Below are 23261 nucleotides of genomic sequence, written 5' to 3' on the forward strand. Positions count from 1 at the left end.
TTATTGCCCTGCATTTGGTGGGTATTGTGCCAAAATTTCCTTCACACCTGTATTAATTCTTTCCTCTCTATTTTTAAAGCTATCTAAATTAAATCCATCGCCTCGGCCATGCCAAACATGCATTTTAGTTTTTGGATCTAAAAAATCGATGATGAACAAGCCTTCTTGGTAACGGTCGACACTTCGCATACCGCCACCAAAAGCACCCCAACCCATACCCCAACCCCAGCCTCCACGCCATCCCCAAGGACCACCGTAAAAACCATTATCGTAAACATCAGTGCGGTCACGTTTCATCACCACTAAATTCACTAACAAATCTGGTTTCTCTACTTTGGCAAAACCCTTAGCTTGCATTTCTGCATCAACAGCAGCAATCATTCTTTTCTTATCCAAGCCGTTTACCTCCAGTTTCTCCAAACCCTTTTCATAAAAATTATACGTTTTGTAGTTTTTAAAGTTTACTTCTTTATCGAAATCTGAAGCAACACGTAAACTTGTGCAGGAAGACAATAGCACAACGACTATCAAAAGACCACCTAATTTTTTAATTGAATCCATAACATTTGTGTGTTTCGTTATACAATTTTTAACCTCTATAAATTTACTGATAACTTTTTTGCTTTCATACATTCTAACACATCTGTAAGTAAAAATGTTAGTATAAAAATGTAATAAATTGGGGATATAAGCTTCGTTTCTAATGCTTAACTTTGCCTAATGGCGATGAGAGAAGAAATCAACAAAACGTTAGAAATACTAAAAAACGGGGGTGTAATCCTATATCCTACCGATACCGTTTGGGGCTTAGGCTGTGATGCAACAAATACTGAAGCTGTAGCCAAGGTAAATGAAATTAAAGGCCGTGCTGCAGATAAAAGTTTAATCGTGCTACTAGACACAGATAATAAGATACAAAGTTACGTAAATGATGTTCCCGAAGTGGCTTACGATTTAATTGAGTATACAGAAAAGCCTTTAACGGTCATTTTTTCTAATGCCAAAAACTTAGCTCCAAATGTCATTAATGCAGACGGAAGTTTGGGTATCAGGATAGCAAAACATGATTTTTGCCAACAATTGATTCAGCGTTTCCGTAAACCAATCGTATCTACTTCTGCCAATATTAGTGGCGAACCTACCGCTAAATTCTTCGATGAAATTAGTGAAGAGATTAAAGATGCAGTAGATTACATTGTGGATTTGGAACAGGAAGACAGAACTCCGAAGCAACCATCAACAATTGTTAAACTAGGGTATGGTGGACAGTTTGAGTTTATAAGGAGATAGTGCTATCGTCATTGCGAGGTACGAAGCAATCTTAAAACGAAATATTAACTGACTATAGCAGTAAGATTGCTTCGTACCTCGCAATGACGCCATAATTAAAGGGTTTTTCTTAACTTTGCAGCCTATGCAAACCAACCTACAGCCTCATGATGCGAAATCCCTTTTAGGAAATATTGAGGCTTCTATCTTCAAAACGCTAGCTGAAACTGCCGAAAGTACGGATACCGAAACTTATGTTATTGGTGGCTTTGTTCGAGACATCTATCTTAAAAGACCATCAAAAGACATTGATGTGGTAGTTCTGGGCAATGGTATTGCCTTTGCCGAAAAAGTGGGTCAGAAGTTAAAAACAAATGTTGCAGTGTTTAAAAATTTTGGCACCGCAATGTTGAAACACGCTGATTTGGAAGTAGAATTTGTAGGTGCCCGTAAAGAAAGTTACAGGGCAGATTCTCGAAAGCCAATTGTTGAAAATGGCACCTTAGAAGATGATCAGTTGCGCAGAGATTTCACCATCAATGCACTGGCTATATCTCTAAATAAAGCTAACTACGGTGAAGTGGTAGACCCTTTTAATGGCTTGGAAGACTTGGCAAATAAGCTTATTCGCACACCCTTAGACCCAGTGGTTACGTTTTCTGATGACCCACTGCGTATGATGCGAGCCATCCGCTTTGCAACTCAACTCAATTTTGAAATAGACAAAACAGCTGTTGATGCCATTAAATCGCAGAAAGAGCGCATCAAAATTGTATCTAAAGAGAGAATCAGTGATGAACTCAATAAAATTATCCTTGCAAAAAAACCTTCTATAGGATTCAATTATCTGTTTGATACCGGCTTATTGGAGTTGATTTTCCCGCAAATGGCTAAATTATATGGCGTTGATGTAATTAAAGGAAGAGGCCATAAGGATAACTTTTACCATACGCTACAAGTTTTAGACAACATTTGCGAAACTACGGATGATTTATGGCTGCGTTGGGCGGCTATACTCCACGACATTGCCAAACCCGCAACTAAACGTTTCGAAGAAGGCCATGGATGGACTTTCCACGGTCATGAAGATAAGGGAGCTCGTATGGTTCCCCAGATTTTTGCACAGCTGAAACTTCCTTTAAATGAAAAAATGAAGTTTGTACAAAAATTGGTTTTGTTGCACCTACGCCCAATTGTGTTGGCTCAAGACAAGATTACCGATTCGGCAGTTCGTCGTTTGCTTTTCGAAGCTGGAGAGGATATTGAAGCTTTAATGCTACTTTGCAATGCCGATGTAACTACAAAGAACGAATACAAAATCAAGAAATATCGCAACAATTTTGAACTGGTTAAACAGAAGATAAAAGATGTTGAAGAACGTGACCAACTACGTAATTGGCAACCTCCTATTTCTGGCAATGATATTATGCAAACATTTGGATTAAGTGCCGGAAAAGAAGTTGGAATTCTAAAAAATGCAATACGTGAGGCAATTTTAGAAGGAGATATCACAAACAACTACGACGAGGCGTTTAGTTTTATGCTCCAAAAAGCCAAAGAGTTAGGATTAAAACCAGTTTAAGTTACTATTTTAAACTTTAGAGGTACGATTATTGTTGTAGATTCCGACGTCCAACTTTTGGATATGCGTCTTCGGACTTTTAGAGTTTTTTTATATTTTTACCGAAAAAAAGCAGCATTTATAACCCATGGCAATTTATAGATTTAGAATTTCTTTTGAAGATTACGACGAAGTTAACCGCGAAATAGATATCAAGAGTACTCAAACTTTCGAAGATTTACACAGAGCTATACACCGCAGTACTGGCTATAATGCTGACAAGTCTTCTTCCTTTTATGTGAGTACAGATAATTGGATTAAAGGTGATGAAATCGCAATTCATCCTAATCAACGTAAAATTGATAATGGTGTAGCTTTGATGGAAAAATCAAAATTGAGCAGCTTTATTGAAGACCCTCATCAAAAATTTTACTACATCTATAATTTCGAAAGACCTTACGATTTTCACGTTGAGTTGATCAAGATTATTTTAGATAACGATCCTAAAATTGAATACCCATACTTGGTAAAAAGTGTTGGGGAAGCGCCAAAAATCATAGAAAAAGGTAATATTGGTGCCGTTGCTGCAAGTAGCGCAGCTGCTAATAGCGATTTTGATTTCTTAAACGAGATGGATTTTGTTCCTGAAGATACCGAAGAGTTGGAAGCAATGGGTGGCAGAGGCATCAATGCGCAAGAAGAAGGACATGACGACGAAGACGATGAGCAAGAAGATGAATTTGGCGATGGCGAAGATGATTATGGTAACGATGAGTACGAAAGTGATAAGGACGACTACTAGTCCGAAAGTTGGATATCAGAGAGTCCGAAGACATTGCTATTAATCCTGTAACTTTCAACTCGTAACCCGTAACCTAATGACACAAAAAACGCTAATTGTTGTAGTTGGGCCAACGGCTATTGGTAAAACTTCGTTAGCTATCGAGTTGGCCAAGCATTACCAAACAGAGGTTATTTCTGCAGATTCACGCCAGTTTTTCAAGGAAATGAGTATTGGAACTGCCAAACCTTCAGACGAAGAATTGGCAGAAGCGCCACATCATTTTATTAATTCGCATAGCGTTACACAACTTTTTAGCACTGGCGATTTCGAGGTACAAGCTTTGGCTTTAATAGAGAAACTATTTACCGAACATGATGTTTTAGTGATGGTTGGTGGCTCTGGATTGTACATCAATGCCATCTGTAATGGTTTAGATGAAATGCCAGAAATAGACTTAGTAATTCGTGAGCAATTAAACCGACGATTTGCAGTAGAGGGAATTGAAGTAATAAGAAATCAATTGGCCGAGCTTGACCCAGAATATTTTGCAAAAGTTGACCAGAGCAATCCACAACGTATGATTCGTGGACTAGAAGTGGTACTTTCAACTGGACAAAAATTAAGCTCGTTTCTTACTTCGAACAAAAAAGAACGTCCGTTTAATATTATCAAAATCGGCTTAAATACAGACAGAGAAAAACTGTACAATCAAATTAACCACAGAGTGGATATCATGATTGAAAATGGATTAATTGAGGAAGTAAAATCATTAACTGCCTATAAAGAGCTAAATGCTTTAAAAACCGTTGGCTATTCCGAAATTTTCGATTATTTAGATAATAGCATAGATTTACCTACAGCCATTGATAAGATTAAGCAGAACACTCGTCGCTTTGCAAAAAGACAGCTTACTTGGTTTAGAAAAGATACTGAAACTACTTGGTTTGAGCCAAACCAATCTAAAGAAGTAATCGATTTTCTTGACAAAACCTTTATCGTTCGATCTTAGACTTACGAAGTTTTAAAAACTTCGTAATCTCAATAATTTCTTAACATACATCAAAAACTTTGCGATAAGGTTAGAGTTATCTTTGTATCAAATAAAAAAGGAACAATATGGAATTAGGTATTGGAATGTTTGGCGATTTGCAGATTAACGCACAAGGCGAAATACAATCGGCACAACAACGCTTACAAGAAATTATAGAAGAAGTTAAGTTGATGGATCAAGTTGGCTTAGATTTTTATGGCATTGGCGAACACCATAGACCAGATTATGCTGTTTCTGCACCAGAAATAATATTAGCTGCAGCGGCTACAGTTACTAAAAATATCAAATTAGGTAGTGCTGTTTCGGTATTGAGTTCTTCGGACCCAGTGAAACTGTATCAAAGCTTCGCCACCGTAGATTTGATTTCTAACGGTAGAGCAGAATTAATGGCTGGTCGTGGAAGTTTCATCGAATCATTTCCTCTATACGGTCAAAACTTAGCAGATTATGATGCTCTGTTTGAAGAGAAATTGAATCTTTTGGTTAAAATCAACCAAGAAGAAACCATTTCTTGGAAAGGCAAATTTAGACCTGAATTAAAAGAACAACAGATTTTACCTCGTGCGGTAGATAATAATTTGAAAATATGGGTTGCTGTTGGCGGTACGCCAGCATCTGTAGTTAGAGCTGGCAAATTAGGTTTGCCTGTCATGTTCGCTATTATTGGCGGTAATCCAACGCAATTTCAACCTTTGTTTGACTATTATAAACAAGCATATGAAGATGCTGGACATGATATGAGCAAATTTCAAGTTGGTGTACACATGCATTCCTTCTTTGGAGATGAAAGTCAGGCAACAGCAGATTACTACTACCCTGTTTATTCTGCACAAATGGACAGAATTGGAAAATCGAGAGGTTGGCCTCCATTTCAACGTGGACAATATGATTATGGTCGCTCTAAACACGGCCACTTAATTATAGGTGATGCCAATGAATCTGCAGAAAAAATAATTATGATGCATGAACTTTTTGGCTTAACTCGTTTCTCTGCACACATGGATGTTGGCGCTCCTTCTCATGAACACATGATGAAATCAATCGAGATTTTTGGAGAAAAGATTGCTCCACAGGTAAGAAAAGCTTTGAATAAATAGCTAATCATTGCCGTCGGCTTAAGCCGACGGCAATGATTTTTTCCTACCTTTACCACATGACAAACAATTGCGCAATTATCACAGGAGCTGCATTTGGCTTACTTGCCATTATTTTAGGAGCTTTTGGTGCACACGCCTTGAAAAAGGTTTTATCTGCAGAAAAATTGACTTCTTTTGAAGTTGGCGTAAGGTATCAAACTTATAGCGCACTGTTTCTTATTTTAATTGGATACAATGCAAATTTCGAGACTAACTTAATACAGTGGGCTTATTATTTTGTTACTATTGGCACCATACTATTCTCTTTCAGCATCTATTTTTTGTCATTATCAGAATACCTGAAAAGGAACTTCAAGTTTTTAGGCCCGATTACGCCACTTGGTGGTTTACTGATGATTTTAGGTTGGGGATGCTTATTGCTTTCGGCGCTTTAAAAGGAACTAACGTTGTAACATAAACCCGATAGCAGCGGAAATCTCCCGATTTAAGCATCTGTATTTATTGTTTTAAAGGCATGCTCGCTTGTTGCACAGGTTTCATCGGGAATTGTAGCAAATAGCGGGACTGTATTTTCTTCGAAGCACTACCATTGCTTTTCTAAAATTAATCAATAAACCATTGAAACAATTAGGTGCTTTCAAAAAAAAGAATAGTTTTGTAGCAACACCAAAATGAAATGAACACATGCAGCAAAATCCGTTTGAGAGCGTTTTTAAAATAGGCGTTACTACCGAAATTGGAAGGTTAAGAAAGTTATTGGTGCACAGTCCGGATAGCGGGTTGGGCAAAGTGGTGCCTTCTAAAGCACAAGATTGGCTTTTTGAGGATATTGTACACCTTGATACCATTAGAAAAGACGAATACGATTATTATACTAAGCTTTTAATGTATTTCCTTGATCCGGAAAAGATTAAAGGAAAATTGGCGGAAATAGATAGTGTAGAAGCAAACAGAGGCTTCTACAAACCAAATCACCCGAATTTTCATAATTCGGAAAATGTAGTGGAATTGCAGAACTTATTGGCCGATATTTTGGCTGATGAATATATCCGCAAGAAGTTGACAGCAGCAGTTTGCGCCATTGAAGGCTGTACCTATAAGTTGCAATTAAAGCTAACAGCCACAGATCCAAAAGAGCTGGCAGAAATTTTTATTTCGGGCACGATGGCAGATGACACCATGATTTTTGCCCCTGTTCCGAACTTAATTTTTACTCGAGATGTGGGCACAACAATTAACAGCCACATTTTACTGAACAAACCTGCTAAAAAAGCTCGTGTTCGTGAAACGATGTTGATGCGTTATATTTTCTTTAATCATCCATTTTTTGCGGCTTATCAGGATAATGTTATCGAAATTCCAGACCCTACGCAACATTTTTTAAGACCTGGCGATGAACCTGAATTTCGTACAACCTTAGAAGGTGGCGATGTAATGATGGTGAGTAAAAACCATGTTTTGATTGGCGTAAGTGAACGTACATCGGAAGAAGGTGCCAATGAAGCAATTAAGCTATTATTTGAGAACGATGTAGTGGAAAAAGTAACTGTAGTTAAAATCCCAGCCAAGCGTGATTACATGCACTTAGACACGGTTTTCACTCAGGTTAAACGTGATACTTGGGTTATTTTACACAGCATTGCACATAGTCCGGCTTATGATGCAACTGAACCTATCCACTTTTTAAAAGAACCTGAAAAATTGGAAGCTACCACAGCGATACAATTCCATAAAAACAAACCTGGCGAGCCGAAATATTATGAACATGTGGAGGCTCTGTTAGATGATATCAGTAGAAATGACTTGGGCAGTACCACTCCTACTAAAATTATTTACAGTGGTGGCAACGTTTTCCCTTACGACAGCAGAGAACAATGGACAGATTCTTGCAATTTGCTAGCGTTGAAAGAAGGCGTGGTTTTAGGTTACGATCGCAATGACAGAACTGTTGAAGCTTTTAAAGCTAGTAATTTTAATGTCGTGAAAGTTCAAGATTTAATTCAAGATTTGGAAAGCGGAAAAGTGGATGCAGATACTTTAACAGATACTTTGGTTTTAATGCCTTCGGCAGAGTTATCTAGAGCTAGAGGTGGTTTTCACTGTATGAGCTTGCCGATATTGAGAGATGAAATATTATAGAAATAGTTCATTAGCCATTAGTTCATTAGGGTATGCCCAGTGATCTAATGAACATATTGAACAAATGAACAACAAAAGATGCAAACAACTTCACATATCCTCATGATACGCCCCGTTGATTTTAAATTCAATGAGCAAACAGCTGGCGATAACAAATTTCAGGTAGCGAGCGAACAAGCTGATGTACAACAGCAAGCTTTAGTTGAGTTTGATGGCTTTGTTAATGTATTGAGGGCAAACGGCGTAGATGTAACTGTTGTTAATGATACTTTACAACCAGAAACGCCAGATTCAATTTTCCCGAATAACTGGGTTTCATTTCATGAAGATGGCTCTGTGTTTTTATATCCAATGCATTCGCCGAACAGAAGGCAAGAGCGCAGAAAAGATATCATTGATGAGTTAGGAAAAACCTTCGAGGTTGGCCATTTAACAGATTTGAGCTTTTTTGAGCAACAACATTTGTTTTTAGAAGGTACTGGCAGCATGGTTTTAGATAGAACCAATAAAATTGCATACGCTTGTTTAAGTATCCGTACTGACAAGGAAGTACTAGAAAATTTTGCGATGCTGAGTGGCTATGAAGTGGTGACGTTCCAAGCCGTAGATGAAAGCAACTTCCCTATTTACCACACCAATGTGATGATGTGTATTGGAGAAAAATTTGCTGTAGTTTGTTTAGACAGCATTAAATATACCGAAGATAAAATTGCGGTTTTGGAAAGCTTCAAGGCTACTAAAAAAACGGTAATTGACATTTCTTTTGAACAAATGAACCATTTTGCTGGTAATATGCTCGAGGTAAAAAATAAAGATGGAGAAAGTTTACTAGTCATGTCGGAACAAGCATTAAAAGCTTTACATGGAACACAACTCACTGCGTTATCTACATTTTCGAAAATTGTAACCGCTCCTATCTATACTATAGAACAAAATGGCGGTGGCAGTGCGAGGTGCATGTTGGCAGAAATACATTTGCCTTTGAAGTAAGAAATTATTAAACTTCGTAAGTTTTAAAAACTTACGAAGTTTTCACTACCATCGACTACCAACCCTTTATTGCACCACCTTTAAACTCTTTCTCTGCAGTTTGTGCCACTTCTTCAGATTGATAAGCTTTTACAAACTTCTTAACTCGTTCATCAGTTTTATTATCTTCTCTTGAAACGATAATATTCACATAAGGCGATTTCTCATCTTCCACAAACAAACCGTCTCTTTTTGCCACTAAGCCCACTGGCGAAGCAAAAGTATTGTTAATAATAGCAATGGTAACATTCTGGTCATCTAATACTCGAGGCAACTGTGGAGCTTCTAACTCTAAAATCTTTAAGTTCTTTGGATTTTCCGTAATATCATTGGCAGTCGGTAATAAACCTACGCCATGCTTCAACTTAATCAATCCCGCTGATTGCAACAATAACAGGGCTCTACCCAAATTGGTAGGGTCATTTGGAATAGTAATGGTACTTCCATCTTTCAGCTCGCTAATGCTTTTTATTTTTTTAGAATATCCTGCTAAGGGAAAAACGAAAGTGTTGCCCAAAATTGCAAATTTATAGCCACGTTGTTCAGCCTGTACATCTAAATATGGCTTATTTTGGAACACATTGACATCAATATCTTTTTGATTTAAGGCTTCGTTAGGCATTACGTAATCGTTGAAAGTTACTAACTCCACTTCAAGCCCAAATTTTTCTTTTGCCACTTTTTGAGCTGTTTTTGCAACTTCAAACTCTGGTCCAGCTTGCACCCCTACTTTAATTACATTACTATTCTTGTCGGCACTGCCACATGCAACTATAAAAACGGAAAAAACAGCTACAAAATAGCCTTTGATTTGATTATACATATAATTGAATTTATTTTCTATGGTCAACTTTTTTCGCAATAAAATCGCCGGCAAACTGGATGGCAAAAACTAGCAATACCAATATCACCAGCACTGTATTCATGACAACTACATCGTAGCCTACATAACCATACTGATAGCCTATTTGCCCTAAGCCACCAGCACCAACTGCACCACCCATTGCAGAATAGCCTACCAAGGTAATCAATGTAATTGCAGCAGAATTAACTAAAGAAGGCAAAGCTTCTGGCAACAATACTTTTTTGATGATTTGCATTGGCGTAGCTCCCATCGCTCTCGCTGCTTCAATTAAACCTGATGGAACTTCTGTCAAACTATTTTCTACCATTCGAGCAATAAACGGTGCGGCACCAATACTCAGCGGAACTAAAGCTGCCCACACCCCAATAGAAGTGCCCACAACCATTCTAGTGAACGGAATCATCCATACAATAAGAATAATGAAAGGTATGGAGCGGAATATATTTACCAGTACAGCGAGTAAACGGTTTAAAGTACGATGCTCTAGAAATTGTCCTTTTTTGGTGGTGAAAAGCAAAACTCCCGTTGGCAAACCCAAAACGAAACCGAAAAAACCAGCTAAGAAAGTCATTAAAATAGTTTCGCCTAAGCCCTTTATTAAGAGCGAAATCATTGAATCAGACATATTCTAAAATAAATTCACGGGTTAATGGATGTGTTGGATTAGAGAACACCTCTCCTACCAAACCTTGTTCGATAATTTTTCCTTCGCTAATTACAGCTACTTCATCACAAATCTTCTTAATCACCTTCATTTCATGTGTAATCAGCAAAATGGTAATGTTTAAACGTTCGTTGATATCCTTCAGCAACGCTAATATCGAATTAGTAGTTGCGGGGTCTAAGGCACTTGTTGCTTCATCGCACAAAAGCACTTTCGGACTATTGGCTAAGGTTCTAGCAATAGCGACTCTCTGTTTTTGTCCTCCAGATAAATTCGCAGGATAATGGTCGGTTTTATCTTCTAACGATACCAACTTTAACAGTTCTAAAACCCTTTCTTTAATAGCTGCTTTAGACCAGCCTTCCAATTCTAGCGGCAAAGCAACATTATCGAAAACTGTACGTGAAGACAATAAGTTGAAATGCTGAAAAATCATACCGATGTGTCTTCTCTCTTTAGCTAACGCTGATGATGATAAACTGGTTATTTCTACACCATCTATAGTTACCGTGCCTGCTGTTGGAGGCTCGAGTAAGTTGATTGTTCTAATTAAAGTACTTTTACCAGCGCCAGAAGCCCCTATAATGCCAAAAATCTTACCTTTTGGCACAAATAAGGAAACATCTTTCAATGCGGTAAAGTTTCCCTTTTTATGCAGAAACGTTTTAGTAATGTTCTTCAGTTCAATCATTCGTGTTATACAAATATTATTGGAGGCGCAAAGGTATTAAAATCTAGTAGATTAGTAGATTAATTATTGCTTTTTGATCTTCTTATGATTAAGCGGTAGCATTATAGGCTTATGCTAGGTCTTTCGGAGGGAGAAAAGATGTTTAATAAACCAGATTGAAGTGGATCCCGATTTAAGCATCTGTTTTTATGATTTATCTGTATGCTTTCTTGCTTCACAGGTTTCATCGGGAGAAACGAAAAGCGGGACTTTCGGAACCGAAATGATACGGTAATTGCTTTTCATATATTAAAATACTAAATAGGTAAAATATTAGGCTTAATATGCTAATTAGTTGAAGCAATTTTAGTTTTACCCCAAAAGTAGCGAAAACAGCAATAGTCAAACACAATCAAAAGTAAATCAACAAGTTGAAAACATACCTAAACTTTATTTTATGTTATAAAAATTAAAAACTAAAGCTCTTTTTTAGAGTTAATATAAAAATGTTATTTAAGCTACATTTTTCTCGATTTAAAATTACATTTTTGCAAAAATTTTTAGACAATGCAGAGTTACGAAGAGTTTCTTGATCTAAGTGTTGGTTTTCCTCAAGAGGGCTATAGCATTATAGATGATGAATTATATTTCCACGATTTAAATTTGATGGAAATGATTGAAACCTATGGTACGCCATTACGTTTCACTTATTTGCCGATGGTGAGTAAGAAAATTCAGCAGGCAAAACTGTTGTTTCAACAGGCGATTATCAAGAACAACTACCGTGGCGATTATAAATATTGCTATTGCACTAAAAGCTCGCACTTTAAGCATATTGTTGAAGAAGCATTGAAAAACGAAATCCACTTGGAAACTTCTTCGGCTTTTGATATGCCGATGATTGAAGCTTTGGAGAAAAAGGGTAACCTGACTAAAGATACCACTATTATTTGTAATGGTTTCAAGACTTTCCAATACAAGCAATATATTATTGACATGTTGCACGATGGGTATAAAAACATCATTCCTGTATTGGATAATAAAGAGGAATTTAATCTTTACGATGACGAGATTGAGATGGATACGCCTTGTAACTTGGGTATCCGTATTGCGGCTGAGGAACAACCAGATTCGCAATTCTACACGTCGCGTTTAGGTGTGCGTATGGAAGATGTAATTGATTTTTACAACAGCAAAATCTCCGCAAACCCAAATTTTAGGGTAAAATTATTGCACTTCTTCATCAATTCTGGTATTTCTGATACACCATATTATTGGAACGAATTGGAGAAATATGTGACCTTATACTGCAAGTTCAAAAAAATCAATCCTGAATTAGATACTTTAGATATTGGTGGTGGTATGCCATTTAAAGATAGCTTGGTATTCGATTTCGATTACGAGTATATGGTAAACGAGATTGTAAAACGTATCAAAGAAATTTGTGCAGAGCACGACGTGGTTGAACCAGATATCATTACCGAGTTTGGTAAATACACCGTTGCCGAAGCTTCAGGAATTTTATACAAAGTATTGGGCCGTAAACAACAAAACGACCGTGAAAAATGGTTGATGCTAGATGGTTCTTTCATTACCAACTTACCTGACGTTTGGGCATTAAACCAAAAATATGTGTTGCTACCTATCAACAATTGGGATGCAGAATATGAGCGTGTAAACTTAGGTGGTATTACTTGCGATGGACAGGATTATTACAATCAAGAAGCACACATGAACAGTGTATTTATGCCTAAAACCCGTAAGGTGCAGTATTTAGGTTTCTTTAATACTGGTGCTTATCAGGAAGTCTTAAGCGGTTACGGTGGTATTCACCATTGTTTGTTGCCTAGTCCAAAACATGTAATTATTCGCAGAAACCGCGATGAGACTTTTAATTTCGAAGTTTTTGGTGAAGAGCAAAACAGTAAGCAAGTACTTAAAATTCTGGGTTACGTTTAACTGGAATAAAGAATAAGGAGCAAGGAATAAAGACTTTGCGCATAAATCCTTTCCGTTTTCGGGAGGGATTTTTTATTTTGAAACATTAAGGAATTAAGAAACATGAAGAATTAATTACGTACTTACTGTATTTAAACACCTTAGACACTTAAGTCCACTTAAGATTAACTTTTCTAATGAAGATTAAAATAAAACGAATAATTTAATTAAACTATTAAAACTAAGGTTTGCTAAGGTCTCTTAGATGGTTATTTTTTCTATTACAACCTATCTTCTTAAATCTTAGGGAAATAAATTACTAAAATGTGCTAAGGTGTCTAAGGTGGTTCAAAAAAAATTACTAATTTGTATATACATCTATCCTACCTACTATGTTAAAAGATATTAAACTTAACAATGTCTTTATTATCGATATTGAAACTGTTCCTCAAAAGGAAAAATTTGAAGAATTACCGCCACATTTACGAGAGCTATGGGACCAAAAAAGCAGATATCAACGTAAAGAAGATCAAACAGCAAATGAGTTTTATGAAAAAGCTGGGATATGGGCAGAGTTTGGAAAAATAGTCTGTATTAGCATTGGCATTTATCATTTAGAAAGTAAGGAAGTCCATTTAAGAGTACGCTCATTTGCTCACGATGATGAAAAAGTCATTCTAAAAGAGCTTATTAGTTTGCTCAACAAACAATCTAAAAACCTACAGCTTTGTGCACATAATGGCAAGGAATTCGATTTTCCTTATTTATGCAGACGAATGCTCATCAATGGTCTGCCTATTCCTTCTCACTTAGAAATAGCTGGTAAAAAACCTTGGGAGATCAACCATATCGACACCATGGAACTATGGAAATTCGGCGATTACAAAAACTTTACTTCTTTGAACTTATTAGCGGCTATATTCGATTTGCCTACGCCTAAAAATGATATTGACGGCAGCAAGGTTAAAAACGTTTACTATCAAGACAAAGATTTAGCTCGAATCGAGAAGTATTGTCAAAACGATGTGATAACCACCGCACAATTATTCTTACGATTTAAAGGACTACCAATAATTACGCAAGAAAATATTACTTTAGTGAAGTAATGCTGAAAGTAAAAGACCTCGCCATAAAATTTTATAACCAAGAAGACAGAATTTGGTTAGAAACCGTTCACAAAGTAAGTTTTAATCTTGAAAGGGGTAAGGTTTTAGGCATTGTTGGTGAATCTGGCTCTGGCAAATCAGTTACTTCTTTTTCTATTATGCGCTTGCACGATAGTAAAAATACGCAGATAGATGGAGAGATCAATCTAGACAACATTGACTTACTTAACTTAAGCGACCAAGAAATCAGGAAATATCGCGGCAATAAAATCGCGATGATTTTCCAGGAGCCCATGACTTCTCTCAATCCAGTTTTTACCTGCGGAGAGCAAGTTAGAGAGGCGATTATGTTACACCAACAAGTGGACAAACAAACTGCAAAAGTGCAAACCATTGCATTATTCAATGAGGTACAATTGCCACGTCCTGAGAATATCTTTGAAAACTATCCACATCAACTTTCTGGCGGACAGAAACAAAGAGTAATGATTGCTATGGCGCTGAGCTGCAATCCAGAATTATTGATTGCAGACGAACCCACTACAGCGCTTGATGTAACAGTGCAGAAAACTATCCTAGAATTGCTTTCTCGCTTAAAAACCGAACGCAACATGGCGATGATTTTCATCTCTCACGATTTAGGGTTGATGAGCGAAATAGCAGATGAACTACTCGTAATGTACAAAGGCGATATTGTGGAGCAAGGCACAGCCAAACAGTTATTTGAAAATCCACAGCATCCTTACACCAAAGGTTTGCTAGCATGCAGACCATCACCAAAACGATTGCTTAAAAAACTACCGACCGTTGCAGACTTCCTAAATGAAGACAAAGACATCGGTTTACAGCATCTATTAGCAAAAAATGCATTTACACAAGAAGAAGTCGACTTAAGAAGAGCAAAACTATACAGTAAGGAACCGATTTTAAAAGTGCAGGATCTTTGCACTTGGTATCCTATCAAAAAAGGGTTGTTTGGCAAAACACATGATTTTGTTAAAGCCGTAGACCATGTTTCATTCGAGGTTTTTCCAGGAGAAACATTGGGATTAGTTGGGGAATCTGGTTGTGGCAAAACTACACTTGGACGTAGTATCTTACGTCTAGTAGAACCAACTTCTGGTCAATTGCTTTTTGAGGGAAATGATATTACGCATATCGGCAAGAAAGAGCTAAGACACTTAAGAAGAGATATCCAAATTATTTTTCAAGACCCCTACTCTTCCTTGAATCCTAAAATCACCGTGGGGCAATCTATCATGGAACCGCTAATTGTCCATAGCATATATGCTAATGACGTAGAACGCAAGGCGCACGTCATTGAGCTTTTAGAGAAAGTTAATTTAAGTGCAGATCATTTCAACCGTTATCCTCATGAGTTTTCTGGAGGACAACGACAACGCATTGTAATTGCTAGAGCACTAGCACTTAAACCAAAATTCATTATCTGCGACGAATCAGTATCTGCCTTAGACGTATCTGTGCAGGCACAAGTTTTAAACCTGCTAAGAGATCTACAGGAGGAATTTGGGCTAACTTATATTTTTATTTCTCACGACCTTTCTGTGGTAAAACATATTTCCGATAGGATGATTATCATGAACAAAGGAAAAATAGAAGAAAAAGGCTATCCAGAAGAAATCTACCAAAATCCTAAAGCGGCTTACACACAGAAATTAATAGCAGCAATTCCAGGCAATTTTTAATACACAACTGTAGAAATCATTACTCAAAAAAGGAGTAATTTCCCCAACAACAAAAATACATTACAACCACAAGCTCTTTCAAAAACACGTTTTAAACCTTTTAGGAGTACAATTATAAACTTTTCTTATTTTTGGAATCATTTTTTCTATAGGAGAATAAATTAAAACGCAAGAAAATGTCAAAGAACAAGTATCTATTAGTTGCAGCAGTTGTATTATCAGCAACTATCTACTCGTGTAAAAAAGAAAAAGATTCGTCTACGCAAGAAGACCCAGCAGCAAAAATCATTAAAATTGATAACACTGCTTCATCAAACCGTATCGATGAAACTCAAGCTGGTTTAGAATTAAACTTCGAAGGTGTTAACCAAACAGGAAATCTACTTGTTAAAACAGACGCAACAACTTCTGAATTCCCTTATCAATTAATTTACAAAGGTAAAGTTGATCCTCAAGTTGGTGTTAGCAATAACGCACTTAGTGCTCTTGAAGTTTCTGCTTTTGGCAACTACTATGCTATCGCTTACCAAACTCCTGGTGCTAACTATGGTGGTGGTGTAGACGTAATTCAAATTCAAAATGGTGCCCCAAAGTTAATTTCTTCTGTAAGCACTCCTGATGCAGACATCACTTGCGTTAACAACGGTGGTGGTCGTTTATATTTAGGTATGGACTTAAGAACTTTCGAAAGTTATGACTATCCTGCTCCAGCAGTTGTAGGTATTGTAAGAACTAACGCTGGTTCATTAGCAGAGCCTCAAGTTGTAGGTTTAGAAGGTTATTCTACAAAAGACGTTAGATATAATGCTAACAATGATAAAGTATACGCTGCTTCATCAACTCAAGGTGGTGTTAGTGTAATTTCATTCACAGGATCAAAAGCGAGCAGAACGGCTTTCCAATCTTACGGAGATGCTAGATCGATCACTATCTCTGGTACAGATGTAGTTGCAACAAATGGTTATAGCTATTCGTTTTTCGACCCTACTACTTTAGCTATGTCACCATATAAACATTGGCCAATTGCTAGTACTGATAATTCATTAGGAAGAACATCGTCATTAAGCAACGGAAACTTCATTTTCGGTAATAGCGAAGCTGTAGTATACGTAGATAAAGCAACTGGCGAACTACTTAATCAAGTAAATGTTGGAGGTTCGGTAAATTCAATTTCAATTGTTGCTGATAAAATCTATATCTCTACTGGTAACAGCTTAGTTGTTGCTCAAATAGAAAACAATAAAGTAAAAGTTATTGCTAGAACGCATTTTGAAACAGCTTTTGGTGGTACATTTAATGTAATTAGCTCTAGAGTTGCTGGAAACTATGTATTTGTAGCTTGTGGCAACAGAGGCACTTATGTATTCAACCTAGCTGCTAAAAAATAATATAACTGATATAATTTTAATTTTTTCAAAATCCAGGGCATGCCCTGGATTTTGTGTTTTATACCTGTTTTACTCCCTTCCCAAAGGCTTCCAACTCAAATAAAAGCCACTTAAACAACACACATTAAGACCTAATTTGTTATCTTCGGTACAATTGGAAAACGATTATGGCAAAAAATAAAAATGCTCAGTTCAAACTTGTTCTCACTCAGTTAATAAGCGATATTTTCGAAAAGAACAAAAACATCGCACTTAACCATAAACAAGTAGCATCACGCTTAAATTTAACTGACGCCCCATCTATAGACGCAATACTAGAAGTACTTATTGAACAAACCGAAAAAGGTTTATTTATTAGACCAGAACGCGGTAAGTTTAAAATGAAAGAACTAAAAACTTTTTTAACAGGAACAGTAGATATGACTGCTGACGGCTCCGCTTTTATTGTCCCTGACGATGAATTTGAGAAGGATATTTTCGTTGCGCCAAGGAAACTACGAAATGCACTTCACGGCGATAAGGTAAAAGTTTATGTTTTTGCCAAGAAAAGTGGTGGCAGAAGAAATGAAGGCGAAATTGTAGAAATATTAAAGCGAGCCAAAACAGAGTTTATCGGGGTTGCGAAAGTGTCCGAACGCTTCGCTTTTGTTATTCCTGATGACAGGAAGATGCTCCATGACATTTTTGTTCCGCTAAGCGATTTAAATGGCGCAAAAAACGGACAAAAAGTACAAGTATCATTAGAAGACTGGCCAGAAGGTGCTAAAAATCCGATTGGTAAAATCATCCACATTCTTGGTGAGCAAGGTGAGAACAACACGGAAATGAATGCCATTTTAGCAGAATACGGCTTTCCTCTAAGCTTTCCATCCGAAGTAGAAAAAGAAGCTAATTCCATACCTGAGCAAGTTAGCGAGGCTGATATTGCAAATCGTAGAGATTTTAGAGATACCGTAACTTTTACCATCGATCCTATTGATGCAAAGGATTTTGATGATGCTATTTCTTTCAAAAAACTAGACAATGGCCATTACGAAATTGGCGTTCACATTGCCGATGTTTCTCATTATGTAACTCCAAAAAGCAGTTTAGATAAAGAAGCCGAGCACCGAGCAACTTCTGTTTATTTGGTAGACAGGGTAATTCCGATGCTACCAGAGCGACTGAGTAACGGAGTTTGTTCTTTACGTCCTCACGAAGATAAGTTGTGTTTTGCAGCTGTTTTTGAAATGGATGAGCAAGCGAACATCCACGAACAGTGGTTTGGGCGTACCGTTATCCATTCTAACCGACGTTTTACTTATGAAGAAGCGCAGGAAGTGATAGAAAATAAAAGTGGCGATTATGTTGACGAAATTTTAAAGCTTAACGAAATAGCTTACGTACTCAGAGATGCCAAATTTAAAAATGGGGCAATCAGTTTCGAAAGTACAGAAGTAAAATTCAAGCTAGATGATTTCGGCAAGCCGATTGGCGTTTACGTAAAAGAACGTAAAGATGCCCACAAACTCATCGAAGATTTCATGCTTTTGGCAAACAAAAAAGTAGCAGAATTTATAGCTAAAAAAGGAAAAGGCAAACAGAAATACACTTTCGTTTATCGTTCGCATGATTCTCCAAACCTGGAGGCTTTAACCAGTTTTGCTTCCTTTGCCTCACGTTTCGGTTATAAAATCAATACCAAATCTGATAAAGAAATTGCTAAGTCTTTAAATTATTTAATGGCAGATGTAGAAGGTAAAAAAGAACAAAACCTTTTAACATCATTAGCGATCCGTTCAATGGCGAAAGCGATTTATACAACCAAAAAGACAAGCCATTACGGACTGGCTTTTGAATATTATACCCACTTTACCTCTCCTATCCGTCGTTATCCAGATGTAATGGTGCATCGCCTGTTGGCTTTATACCTTGATGGTGGCAAATCCGCCAATGCCGAAGAAATAGAAGCAGCAAGTGTACACTCTTCTGCAATGGAAAAACGTGCAGCAGATGCGGAAAGGGCGTCGGTGAAATACAAACAAGCTGAGTATTTGGAGGAAAACATCGGTTCAACCTATACCGGTATCATTTCTGGTGTTACCGAATGGGGAATGTACGTAGAAATAGAAGAAAACAAATGCGAGGGAATGATTCGATTGCGTGATATCAGCGACGATTTTTATGTACTCGATGAGAAGAATTATTGCATTATCGGTCAGCGAAAAAAACGCAAATACCAACTTGGCGACGAAGTACAGATAAAAGTTAAAAAAGTAGACTTATCCAAACGTCAAATTGACTTTTCATTGATGCCAGATTAGCAAACATCCGCCACCGTGACCACGCAGTAGCTGCGAAGCAAATTTATTTCAAGGTATGTTATAAAACTGGTGCTGAAATCAATTCAGTATGAGGTATTCGATAAAATCTTGATTTTTTATTTTCAACTTTTACTTAGTTTAATGCATAAATATTTTCTTCTCATTTTTATACTTTTTACTACTGTTATTTCAAATGCACAAACGGTACAAGGCAAGGTTGTCGACGAAATGAGTGGAGAGCCAATTCCATTTGTATCCATCGGTGTAATTGGCACTAACAATACCACAGTTACCAATGATGCAGGAGAGTTTATTTTAAAAAACATTAGTCTTCCAGCAAAATTGAGATACAGCCACGTAAGCTACCTTTTAATAGAAGATGAAATAAGTAGTTACAACAATCTTTTCGTTAAGCTCAATCCAGCAGCTATTAACCTAAAAACAGTCACTGTAGATCCCTACCGTGGACAAAGATTGGTAAAAGCAGCTTTAGAAAAAACAAAAGAATTTGAGAAGAATATTTTTTACGGAAATGCCTTTTACAGACAATTGACCACCATAAATGAAAAACCTAGTCAAATCTATGAGCTTTTTTACGATCTAAAATTTAGCGTATCCAACGTTAGCGCTTGGATAGCTAAGCAAAGTCGCTTTGCACAGTCAAACGATGGAATTTCTTTTTCAATGAGCAATCAATCTTACCTTACCTTTTTATTAGCGGGAAACTTGTTTGAAGAAAGGAAAGTAGGAAAGTTTGTGACATTAAAAAATTTAAAAGATTATGAGATTTCTGTAGAAAGATACATCGAACAAAAAGATCAGGACATTGCGGTTGTTAGCTGTAAGTATAAAGGCAAAAGAAAAGAGTTTTACGTAAACTCAATTTATTACATCGGCGTAGAAGATTCTAAAATATATAGATTGGAAAACAGCATTTTTAATTTACCATTAAAAGTTAACGTTACTTCTAAAATACCACCAACAGTAACTACAATTGCTACTTTTAATGGTACAAACAACCCAATTCCAGTACTACAGAACATCTCTACTAAATTATACCTGAATCTAAGCACTAGAGGCAGAAGCATCACTCCAGTCATTAGTTCAATGCTAACAATTTACCAGTTAGATAAAAACCTAAGCACACAAAAATTCACTGAGTTAAATAGAAAAGTACAAGACAAAGCTATTGTCGAATCCATTGAGTACAATCCTGAATTCTGGAAGAACAATCCTATTGTAAAGCAAACAGCTTTAGAGGATGCTTTCATTAAAATGATGGAAAGTAAATCGGCTTTTGGTACTATGATAGATCCTTAAACAATGCACAATCCTACAGAATTACAAAAGATTATAGAAAATGCTATTCCTAAAATAGCTTATCCTCCACAACCTGCTAATTTATACGAGCCTATTAAATACATTATGAGTTTAGGCGGCAAAAGAATTAGACCAGTAATGGTGCTAATGGCTACAGAGCTTTTTACCGACGAAGTTATCAAAGCACTTGATGTAGCACTTGCTATAGAAACCTTCCATAATTTTACTTTGGTACACGACGATATTATGGACAATGCTCCATTACGTAGAGGCAAAAAAACCGTACACGAAAAATGGGGTGTTAACAATGCTATTTTAAGCGGAGATGTGATGATGGTAGAATCGAACAAACATCTTTCCAAAGTGGATGTCAATGTATTAAAACCCGTTTTAGACACCTTCAACCAAACCGCACAAGGCGTGTGCGAAGGCCAGCAGCTAGATATGGAGTTTGAAACCAGAGATGATGTAAGTATTGAAGAGTACATCGAGATGATTAGATTAAAAACTGCCGTTTTATTAGGTGGAGCAATGAAATTAGGTGCCATTGTTGGCGGTGCCGATGAAAAAAATGCAGAATTGCTTTACCAATTTGGAGAAAACTTAGGCGTCGCGTTCCAATTACAAGACGATATTTTAGATGTCTACGGAGATCCTGAAAAATTTGGCAAGCAGGTAGGAGGCGATATCATCTCTAACAAGAAAACATTTTTGCATTTAACAGCAAAACAGCTCATCAAAACAGAAGAAACTGATATCCTTTTAGGCAATCATGAAAATACTGAACAAAAAGTAGCAGTAGTAACCGATTTGTATAACAACTACGGAATAAAGGAGCTTTCTAACACAGAGATGAAAAAATATTTAGCTAAGGCATACCAAGCACTTGATGATTTAACTGTAGAAGAAAGCAGAAAAACCAATCTAAGGGAACTGACAAAACAGATTATGGAAAGAGAAAGCTAATAAGCTTACCTTTCGAAGGTAAAAAATCTCCAAGAAATTCTTGGAGATTTTTTTATTATTAATGCTATTCGGGGATTTGCAATCCCAATTTATTCAATAATGGATTTTCAGTCTTTGAAAATTGTCAAACACTACTGTTTAAAAGCCTAAAACGAAAAAAGCCCCGATAAAATCGGGGCTTTTTGATGTATTTGAATACAAATATTATTCAGCAGAATCAGCAGCAGGTGCTTCTTCAGCTTTAGCAGCTTTTTTAGCTGGTGCTTTCTCAGCTTTTTCTGCTTTAGGCGCTGCAGCTTTCTTAGGAGCAGCAGTTTTCTTAGCTTCAGCTTTAGGAGCAGCTTCCTTTTTAACAGGAGCAGCATCTTCTACAACTGCAGGCAATACAGAAACGTAAGATTTGTTATCTCTTTTCTTTTTGAAAGTTACGATACCTGGTACCAAAGCAAATAAAGTATGGTCTTTACCAATACCAACACCTTTATCTGGGTGGTGTTTTGTACCACGCTGACGAACGATGATGTTACCAGCGATAGCTTCTTGACCACCGAAAATTTTAATACCAAGACGTTTACTATGCGACTCGCGACCGTTTTTTGAACTACCGGCTCCCTTCTTATGTGCCATTTTTTTATCTTTTAAATAATTAGCAAAAAGCTAACCATTGAATTTGCAAATAATTTAACTACAGAGTGATGCTCTCAATCTGGATTTTGGTGAACGACTGACGGTGACCATTTTTCTTTTTGTAACCTTTTCTACGTTTCTTTTTGAAAACGATTACTTTATCACCTTTTAAATGAGACACGATTTTAGCTGAAACCTTAGCTCCTTTAACTGCAGGTGCACCTACAGAAATTTTACCACCATTGTCAACCAACAATACATTGTCAAATTCAATACTAGCGCCTTCATCTCCTTGTAAACGGTGTACAAAAAGGTGCTGGTCTTTTGCAACTTTAAATTGTTGCCCTGCTATATTTACTATTGCGTACATTGTTAAATAATTATTTTATTTCTATTTATTTTTATTCGAGGTGCAAATATAGAACATTTAATGTTCAAACACAATAGCTGACAGAAAATATTTCGTTGGTTCACTGGTTCATTTGCTCATCCGTTCATTAGGCATTGGTGGTTATCTATCTGGTTATTGATTATTGTTCATTTTTCTTTTAGAAAATCAACACCTTCCCGCTGTAGATAAGCGTAGCCCCGCTGTCCACTTTACTTCGGGCAAACACATAGGTTTGCCCTACGTGCTCGTTCCCATCGGGTTTAAAATGCAAGTTTAATGCACAGGTTTAAGTTAGTTAAACCCGATTGAGCGGATTAGCCCGCAGCGATTGAGAGCGAGAATGAAGTGTAAGCGAAACGTAGCGAAGGCTATGAGCGAAAGCGGGAC

The 23261-nt window shown here is 36.9% G+C and carries 21 protein-coding genes; 15 read left to right on the forward strand and 6 right to left on the reverse strand.

What is annotated here, in order from left to right; translation table 11 throughout:
* Positions 1-561 carry a DUF4136 domain-containing protein gene (locus tag CRO54_RS08945; RefSeq protein ID WP_171047867.1) on the reverse strand — a complete coding sequence of 187 codons (561 nt, stop codon included), beginning with the start codon at positions 559-561 and terminating at the stop codon, positions 1-3.
* Positions 562-726: 165 nt separating this feature from the next.
* Between CRO54_RS08945 and CRO54_RS08950 the strand changes: the two genes are divergently transcribed.
* From CRO54_RS08950 to ctlX, 8 genes are all read left to right on the forward strand, one after another.
* A complete protein-coding gene (locus CRO54_RS08950) occupies positions 727-1290 on the forward strand; it encodes an L-threonylcarbamoyladenylate synthase (RefSeq protein WP_097132317.1) in 564 nt (187 codons plus the stop codon).
* Positions 1291-1414: 124 nt separating this feature from the next.
* Entirely contained in the window at positions 1415-2851 is a 1437-nt protein-coding gene (locus CRO54_RS08955; RefSeq protein ID WP_097131133.1) for a CCA tRNA nucleotidyltransferase, read from the forward strand.
* A gap of 127 nt (positions 2852-2978) precedes the next feature.
* Positions 2979-3632, forward strand: a complete 654-nt coding sequence (locus tag CRO54_RS08960; protein WP_097131135.1) for an IS1096 element passenger TnpR family protein — start codon at positions 2979-2981, stop codon at positions 3630-3632.
* 76 nt (positions 3633-3708) lie between these two features.
* Positions 3709-4623 (forward strand): tRNA (adenosine(37)-N6)-dimethylallyltransferase MiaA, encoded by a 915-nt coding sequence (gene miaA / locus CRO54_RS08965; RefSeq protein ID WP_097131137.1) that lies wholly within the window; start codon positions 3709-3711, stop codon positions 4621-4623.
* Between the two features lie 107 nt (positions 4624-4730).
* Positions 4731-5762, forward strand: a complete 1032-nt coding sequence (locus CRO54_RS08970; protein ID WP_097131139.1) for an LLM class flavin-dependent oxidoreductase — start codon at positions 4731-4733, stop codon at positions 5760-5762.
* Positions 5763-5818: 56 nt separating this feature from the next.
* Positions 5819-6196, forward strand: a complete 378-nt coding sequence (locus tag CRO54_RS08975; RefSeq protein WP_097131140.1) for a DUF423 domain-containing protein — start codon at positions 5819-5821, stop codon at positions 6194-6196.
* 250 nt (positions 6197-6446) lie between these two features.
* Complete coding sequence (locus CRO54_RS08980; protein WP_097131142.1) at positions 6447-7901, forward strand: arginine deiminase family protein; 1455 nt, start codon at positions 6447-6449, stop codon at positions 7899-7901.
* A 78-nt stretch (positions 7902-7979) separates the two neighbouring features.
* On the forward strand, positions 7980-8891 hold the full coding sequence (gene ctlX / locus CRO54_RS08985; RefSeq protein ID WP_097131144.1) for a citrulline utilization hydrolase CtlX: 912 nt from the start codon (positions 7980-7982) through the stop codon (positions 8889-8891).
* Between the two features lie 55 nt (positions 8892-8946).
* Here the strand turns inward: ctlX and metQ are convergent, their stop codons facing one another.
* From metQ to CRO54_RS09000, 3 genes are read right to left on the reverse strand one after another with little or no spacing between them, the layout of a single operon-like run.
* Positions 8947-9753 (reverse strand): methionine ABC transporter substrate-binding lipoprotein MetQ, encoded by an 807-nt coding sequence (metQ, locus tag CRO54_RS08990; protein WP_097132318.1) that lies wholly within the window; start codon positions 9751-9753, stop codon positions 8947-8949.
* A 10-nt stretch (positions 9754-9763) separates the two neighbouring features.
* Positions 9764-10408: a methionine ABC transporter permease MetI gene (metI, locus tag CRO54_RS08995; RefSeq protein ID WP_240775064.1), complete on the reverse strand. Its 645-nt coding sequence runs from the start codon at positions 10406-10408 to the stop codon at positions 9764-9766.
* A 4-nt stretch (positions 10409-10412) separates the two neighbouring features.
* Entirely contained in the window at positions 10413-11150 is a 738-nt protein-coding gene (locus tag CRO54_RS09000; protein WP_097131149.1) for a methionine ABC transporter ATP-binding protein, read from the reverse strand.
* Between the two features lie 546 nt (positions 11151-11696).
* On the opposite strand from CRO54_RS09000, the gene CRO54_RS09005 reads away from it, so the two are divergent.
* The 7 genes from CRO54_RS09005 to CRO54_RS09035 all read left to right on the forward strand — a co-directional run bounded on the left by CRO54_RS09005 (position 11697) and on the right by CRO54_RS09035 (position 21856).
* Positions 11697-13088: an arginine decarboxylase gene (locus CRO54_RS09005; protein WP_097131151.1), complete on the forward strand. Its 1392-nt coding sequence runs from the start codon at positions 11697-11699 to the stop codon at positions 13086-13088.
* 371 nt (positions 13089-13459) lie between these two features.
* Positions 13460-14173, forward strand: coding sequence for a 3'-5' exonuclease (locus CRO54_RS09010; RefSeq protein ID WP_097131153.1), 714 nt, complete (start codon positions 13460-13462; stop codon positions 14171-14173).
* The gene (locus tag CRO54_RS09015) at positions 14173-15879 is read left to right on the forward strand and encodes an ABC transporter ATP-binding protein (RefSeq protein WP_097131155.1); all 1707 of its coding nucleotides are present in this window, start codon (positions 14173-14175) and stop codon (positions 15877-15879) included. Before CRO54_RS09010 ends, CRO54_RS09015 begins: the two co-directional genes overlap by 1 nt.
* Positions 15880-16055: 176 nt before the next feature.
* Positions 16056-17267, forward strand: a complete 1212-nt coding sequence (locus tag CRO54_RS09020) for a hypothetical protein (RefSeq protein ID WP_097131157.1) — start codon at positions 16056-16058, stop codon at positions 17265-17267.
* A 167-nt stretch (positions 17268-17434) separates the two neighbouring features.
* Positions 17435-19570 (forward strand): ribonuclease R, encoded by a 2136-nt coding sequence (gene rnr, locus CRO54_RS09025; protein WP_097131159.1) that lies wholly within the window; start codon positions 17435-17437, stop codon positions 19568-19570.
* 141 nt (positions 19571-19711) lie between these two features.
* A complete protein-coding gene (locus tag CRO54_RS09030) occupies positions 19712-20890 on the forward strand; it encodes a carboxypeptidase-like regulatory domain-containing protein (RefSeq protein ID WP_097131161.1) in 1179 nt (392 codons plus the stop codon).
* 3 nt (positions 20891-20893) lie between these two features.
* Positions 20894-21856: a polyprenyl synthetase family protein gene (locus CRO54_RS09035; RefSeq protein ID WP_097131163.1), complete on the forward strand. Its 963-nt coding sequence runs from the start codon at positions 20894-20896 to the stop codon at positions 21854-21856.
* A 204-nt stretch (positions 21857-22060) separates the two neighbouring features.
* On the opposite strand, the gene rpmA is transcribed toward CRO54_RS09035, so the two are convergent.
* Together rpmA and rplU are read right to left on the reverse strand one after the other, a co-directional pair.
* Positions 22061-22483, reverse strand: coding sequence for a 50S ribosomal protein L27 (gene rpmA, locus CRO54_RS09040; RefSeq protein WP_097131164.1), 423 nt, complete (start codon positions 22481-22483; stop codon positions 22061-22063).
* A 58-nt stretch (positions 22484-22541) separates the two neighbouring features.
* Positions 22542-22853: a 50S ribosomal protein L21 gene (gene rplU, locus CRO54_RS09045; protein WP_097131165.1), complete on the reverse strand. Its 312-nt coding sequence runs from the start codon at positions 22851-22853 to the stop codon at positions 22542-22544.
* Positions 22854-23261: the final 408 nt, after the last annotated feature.

Origin of the sequence: Pedobacter xixiisoli (assembly GCF_900215335.1) — a bacterium.
GTDB classification, from domain to species: domain Bacteria; phylum Bacteroidota; class Bacteroidia; order Sphingobacteriales; family Sphingobacteriaceae; genus Pedobacter; species Pedobacter xixiisoli.

Excerpts from the sequence above, each read along its gene's own strand:
- CRO54_RS08945 (WP_171047867.1), bottom strand. The coding sequence starts at position 561 with ATGGATTCAATTAAAAAATTAGGTGGTCTTTTGATAGTCGTTGTGCTA.
- CRO54_RS08950 (WP_097132317.1), top strand. The coding sequence starts at position 727 with ATGAGAGAAGAAATCAACAAAACGTTAGAAATACTAAAAAACGGGGGT.
- CRO54_RS08955 (WP_097131133.1), top strand. The coding sequence starts at position 1,415 with ATGCAAACCAACCTACAGCCTCATGATGCGAAATCCCTTTTAGGAAAT.
- CRO54_RS08960 (WP_097131135.1), top strand. The coding sequence starts at position 2,979 with ATGGCAATTTATAGATTTAGAATTTCTTTTGAAGATTACGACGAAGTT.
- miaA (WP_097131137.1), top strand. The coding sequence starts at position 3,709 with ATGACACAAAAAACGCTAATTGTTGTAGTTGGGCCAACGGCTATTGGT.
- CRO54_RS08970 (WP_097131139.1), top strand. The coding sequence starts at position 4,731 with ATGGAATTAGGTATTGGAATGTTTGGCGATTTGCAGATTAACGCACAA.
- CRO54_RS08975 (WP_097131140.1), top strand. The coding sequence starts at position 5,819 with ATGACAAACAATTGCGCAATTATCACAGGAGCTGCATTTGGCTTACTT.
- CRO54_RS08980 (WP_097131142.1), top strand. The coding sequence starts at position 6,447 with ATGCAGCAAAATCCGTTTGAGAGCGTTTTTAAAATAGGCGTTACTACC.
- ctlX (WP_097131144.1), top strand. The coding sequence starts at position 7,980 with ATGCAAACAACTTCACATATCCTCATGATACGCCCCGTTGATTTTAAA.
- metQ (WP_097132318.1), bottom strand. The coding sequence starts at position 9,753 with ATGTATAATCAAATCAAAGGCTATTTTGTAGCTGTTTTTTCCGTTTTT.
- metI (WP_240775064.1), bottom strand. The coding sequence starts at position 10,408 with ATGATTTCGCTCTTAATAAAGGGCTTAGGCGAAACTATTTTAATGACT.
- CRO54_RS09000 (WP_097131149.1), bottom strand. The coding sequence starts at position 11,150 with ATGATTGAACTGAAGAACATTACTAAAACGTTTCTGCATAAAAAGGGA.
- CRO54_RS09005 (WP_097131151.1), top strand. The coding sequence starts at position 11,697 with ATGCAGAGTTACGAAGAGTTTCTTGATCTAAGTGTTGGTTTTCCTCAA.
- CRO54_RS09010 (WP_097131153.1), top strand. The coding sequence starts at position 13,460 with ATGTTAAAAGATATTAAACTTAACAATGTCTTTATTATCGATATTGAA.
- CRO54_RS09015 (WP_097131155.1), top strand. The coding sequence starts at position 14,173 with ATGCTGAAAGTAAAAGACCTCGCCATAAAATTTTATAACCAAGAAGAC.
- CRO54_RS09020 (WP_097131157.1), top strand. The coding sequence starts at position 16,056 with ATGTCAAAGAACAAGTATCTATTAGTTGCAGCAGTTGTATTATCAGCA.
- rnr (WP_097131159.1), top strand. The coding sequence starts at position 17,435 with ATGGCAAAAAATAAAAATGCTCAGTTCAAACTTGTTCTCACTCAGTTA.
- CRO54_RS09030 (WP_097131161.1), top strand. The coding sequence starts at position 19,712 with ATGCATAAATATTTTCTTCTCATTTTTATACTTTTTACTACTGTTATT.
- CRO54_RS09035 (WP_097131163.1), top strand. The coding sequence starts at position 20,894 with ATGCACAATCCTACAGAATTACAAAAGATTATAGAAAATGCTATTCCT.
- rpmA (WP_097131164.1), bottom strand. The coding sequence starts at position 22,483 with ATGGCACATAAGAAGGGAGCCGGTAGTTCAAAAAACGGTCGCGAGTCG.
- rplU (WP_097131165.1), bottom strand. The coding sequence starts at position 22,853 with ATGTACGCAATAGTAAATATAGCAGGGCAACAATTTAAAGTTGCAAAA.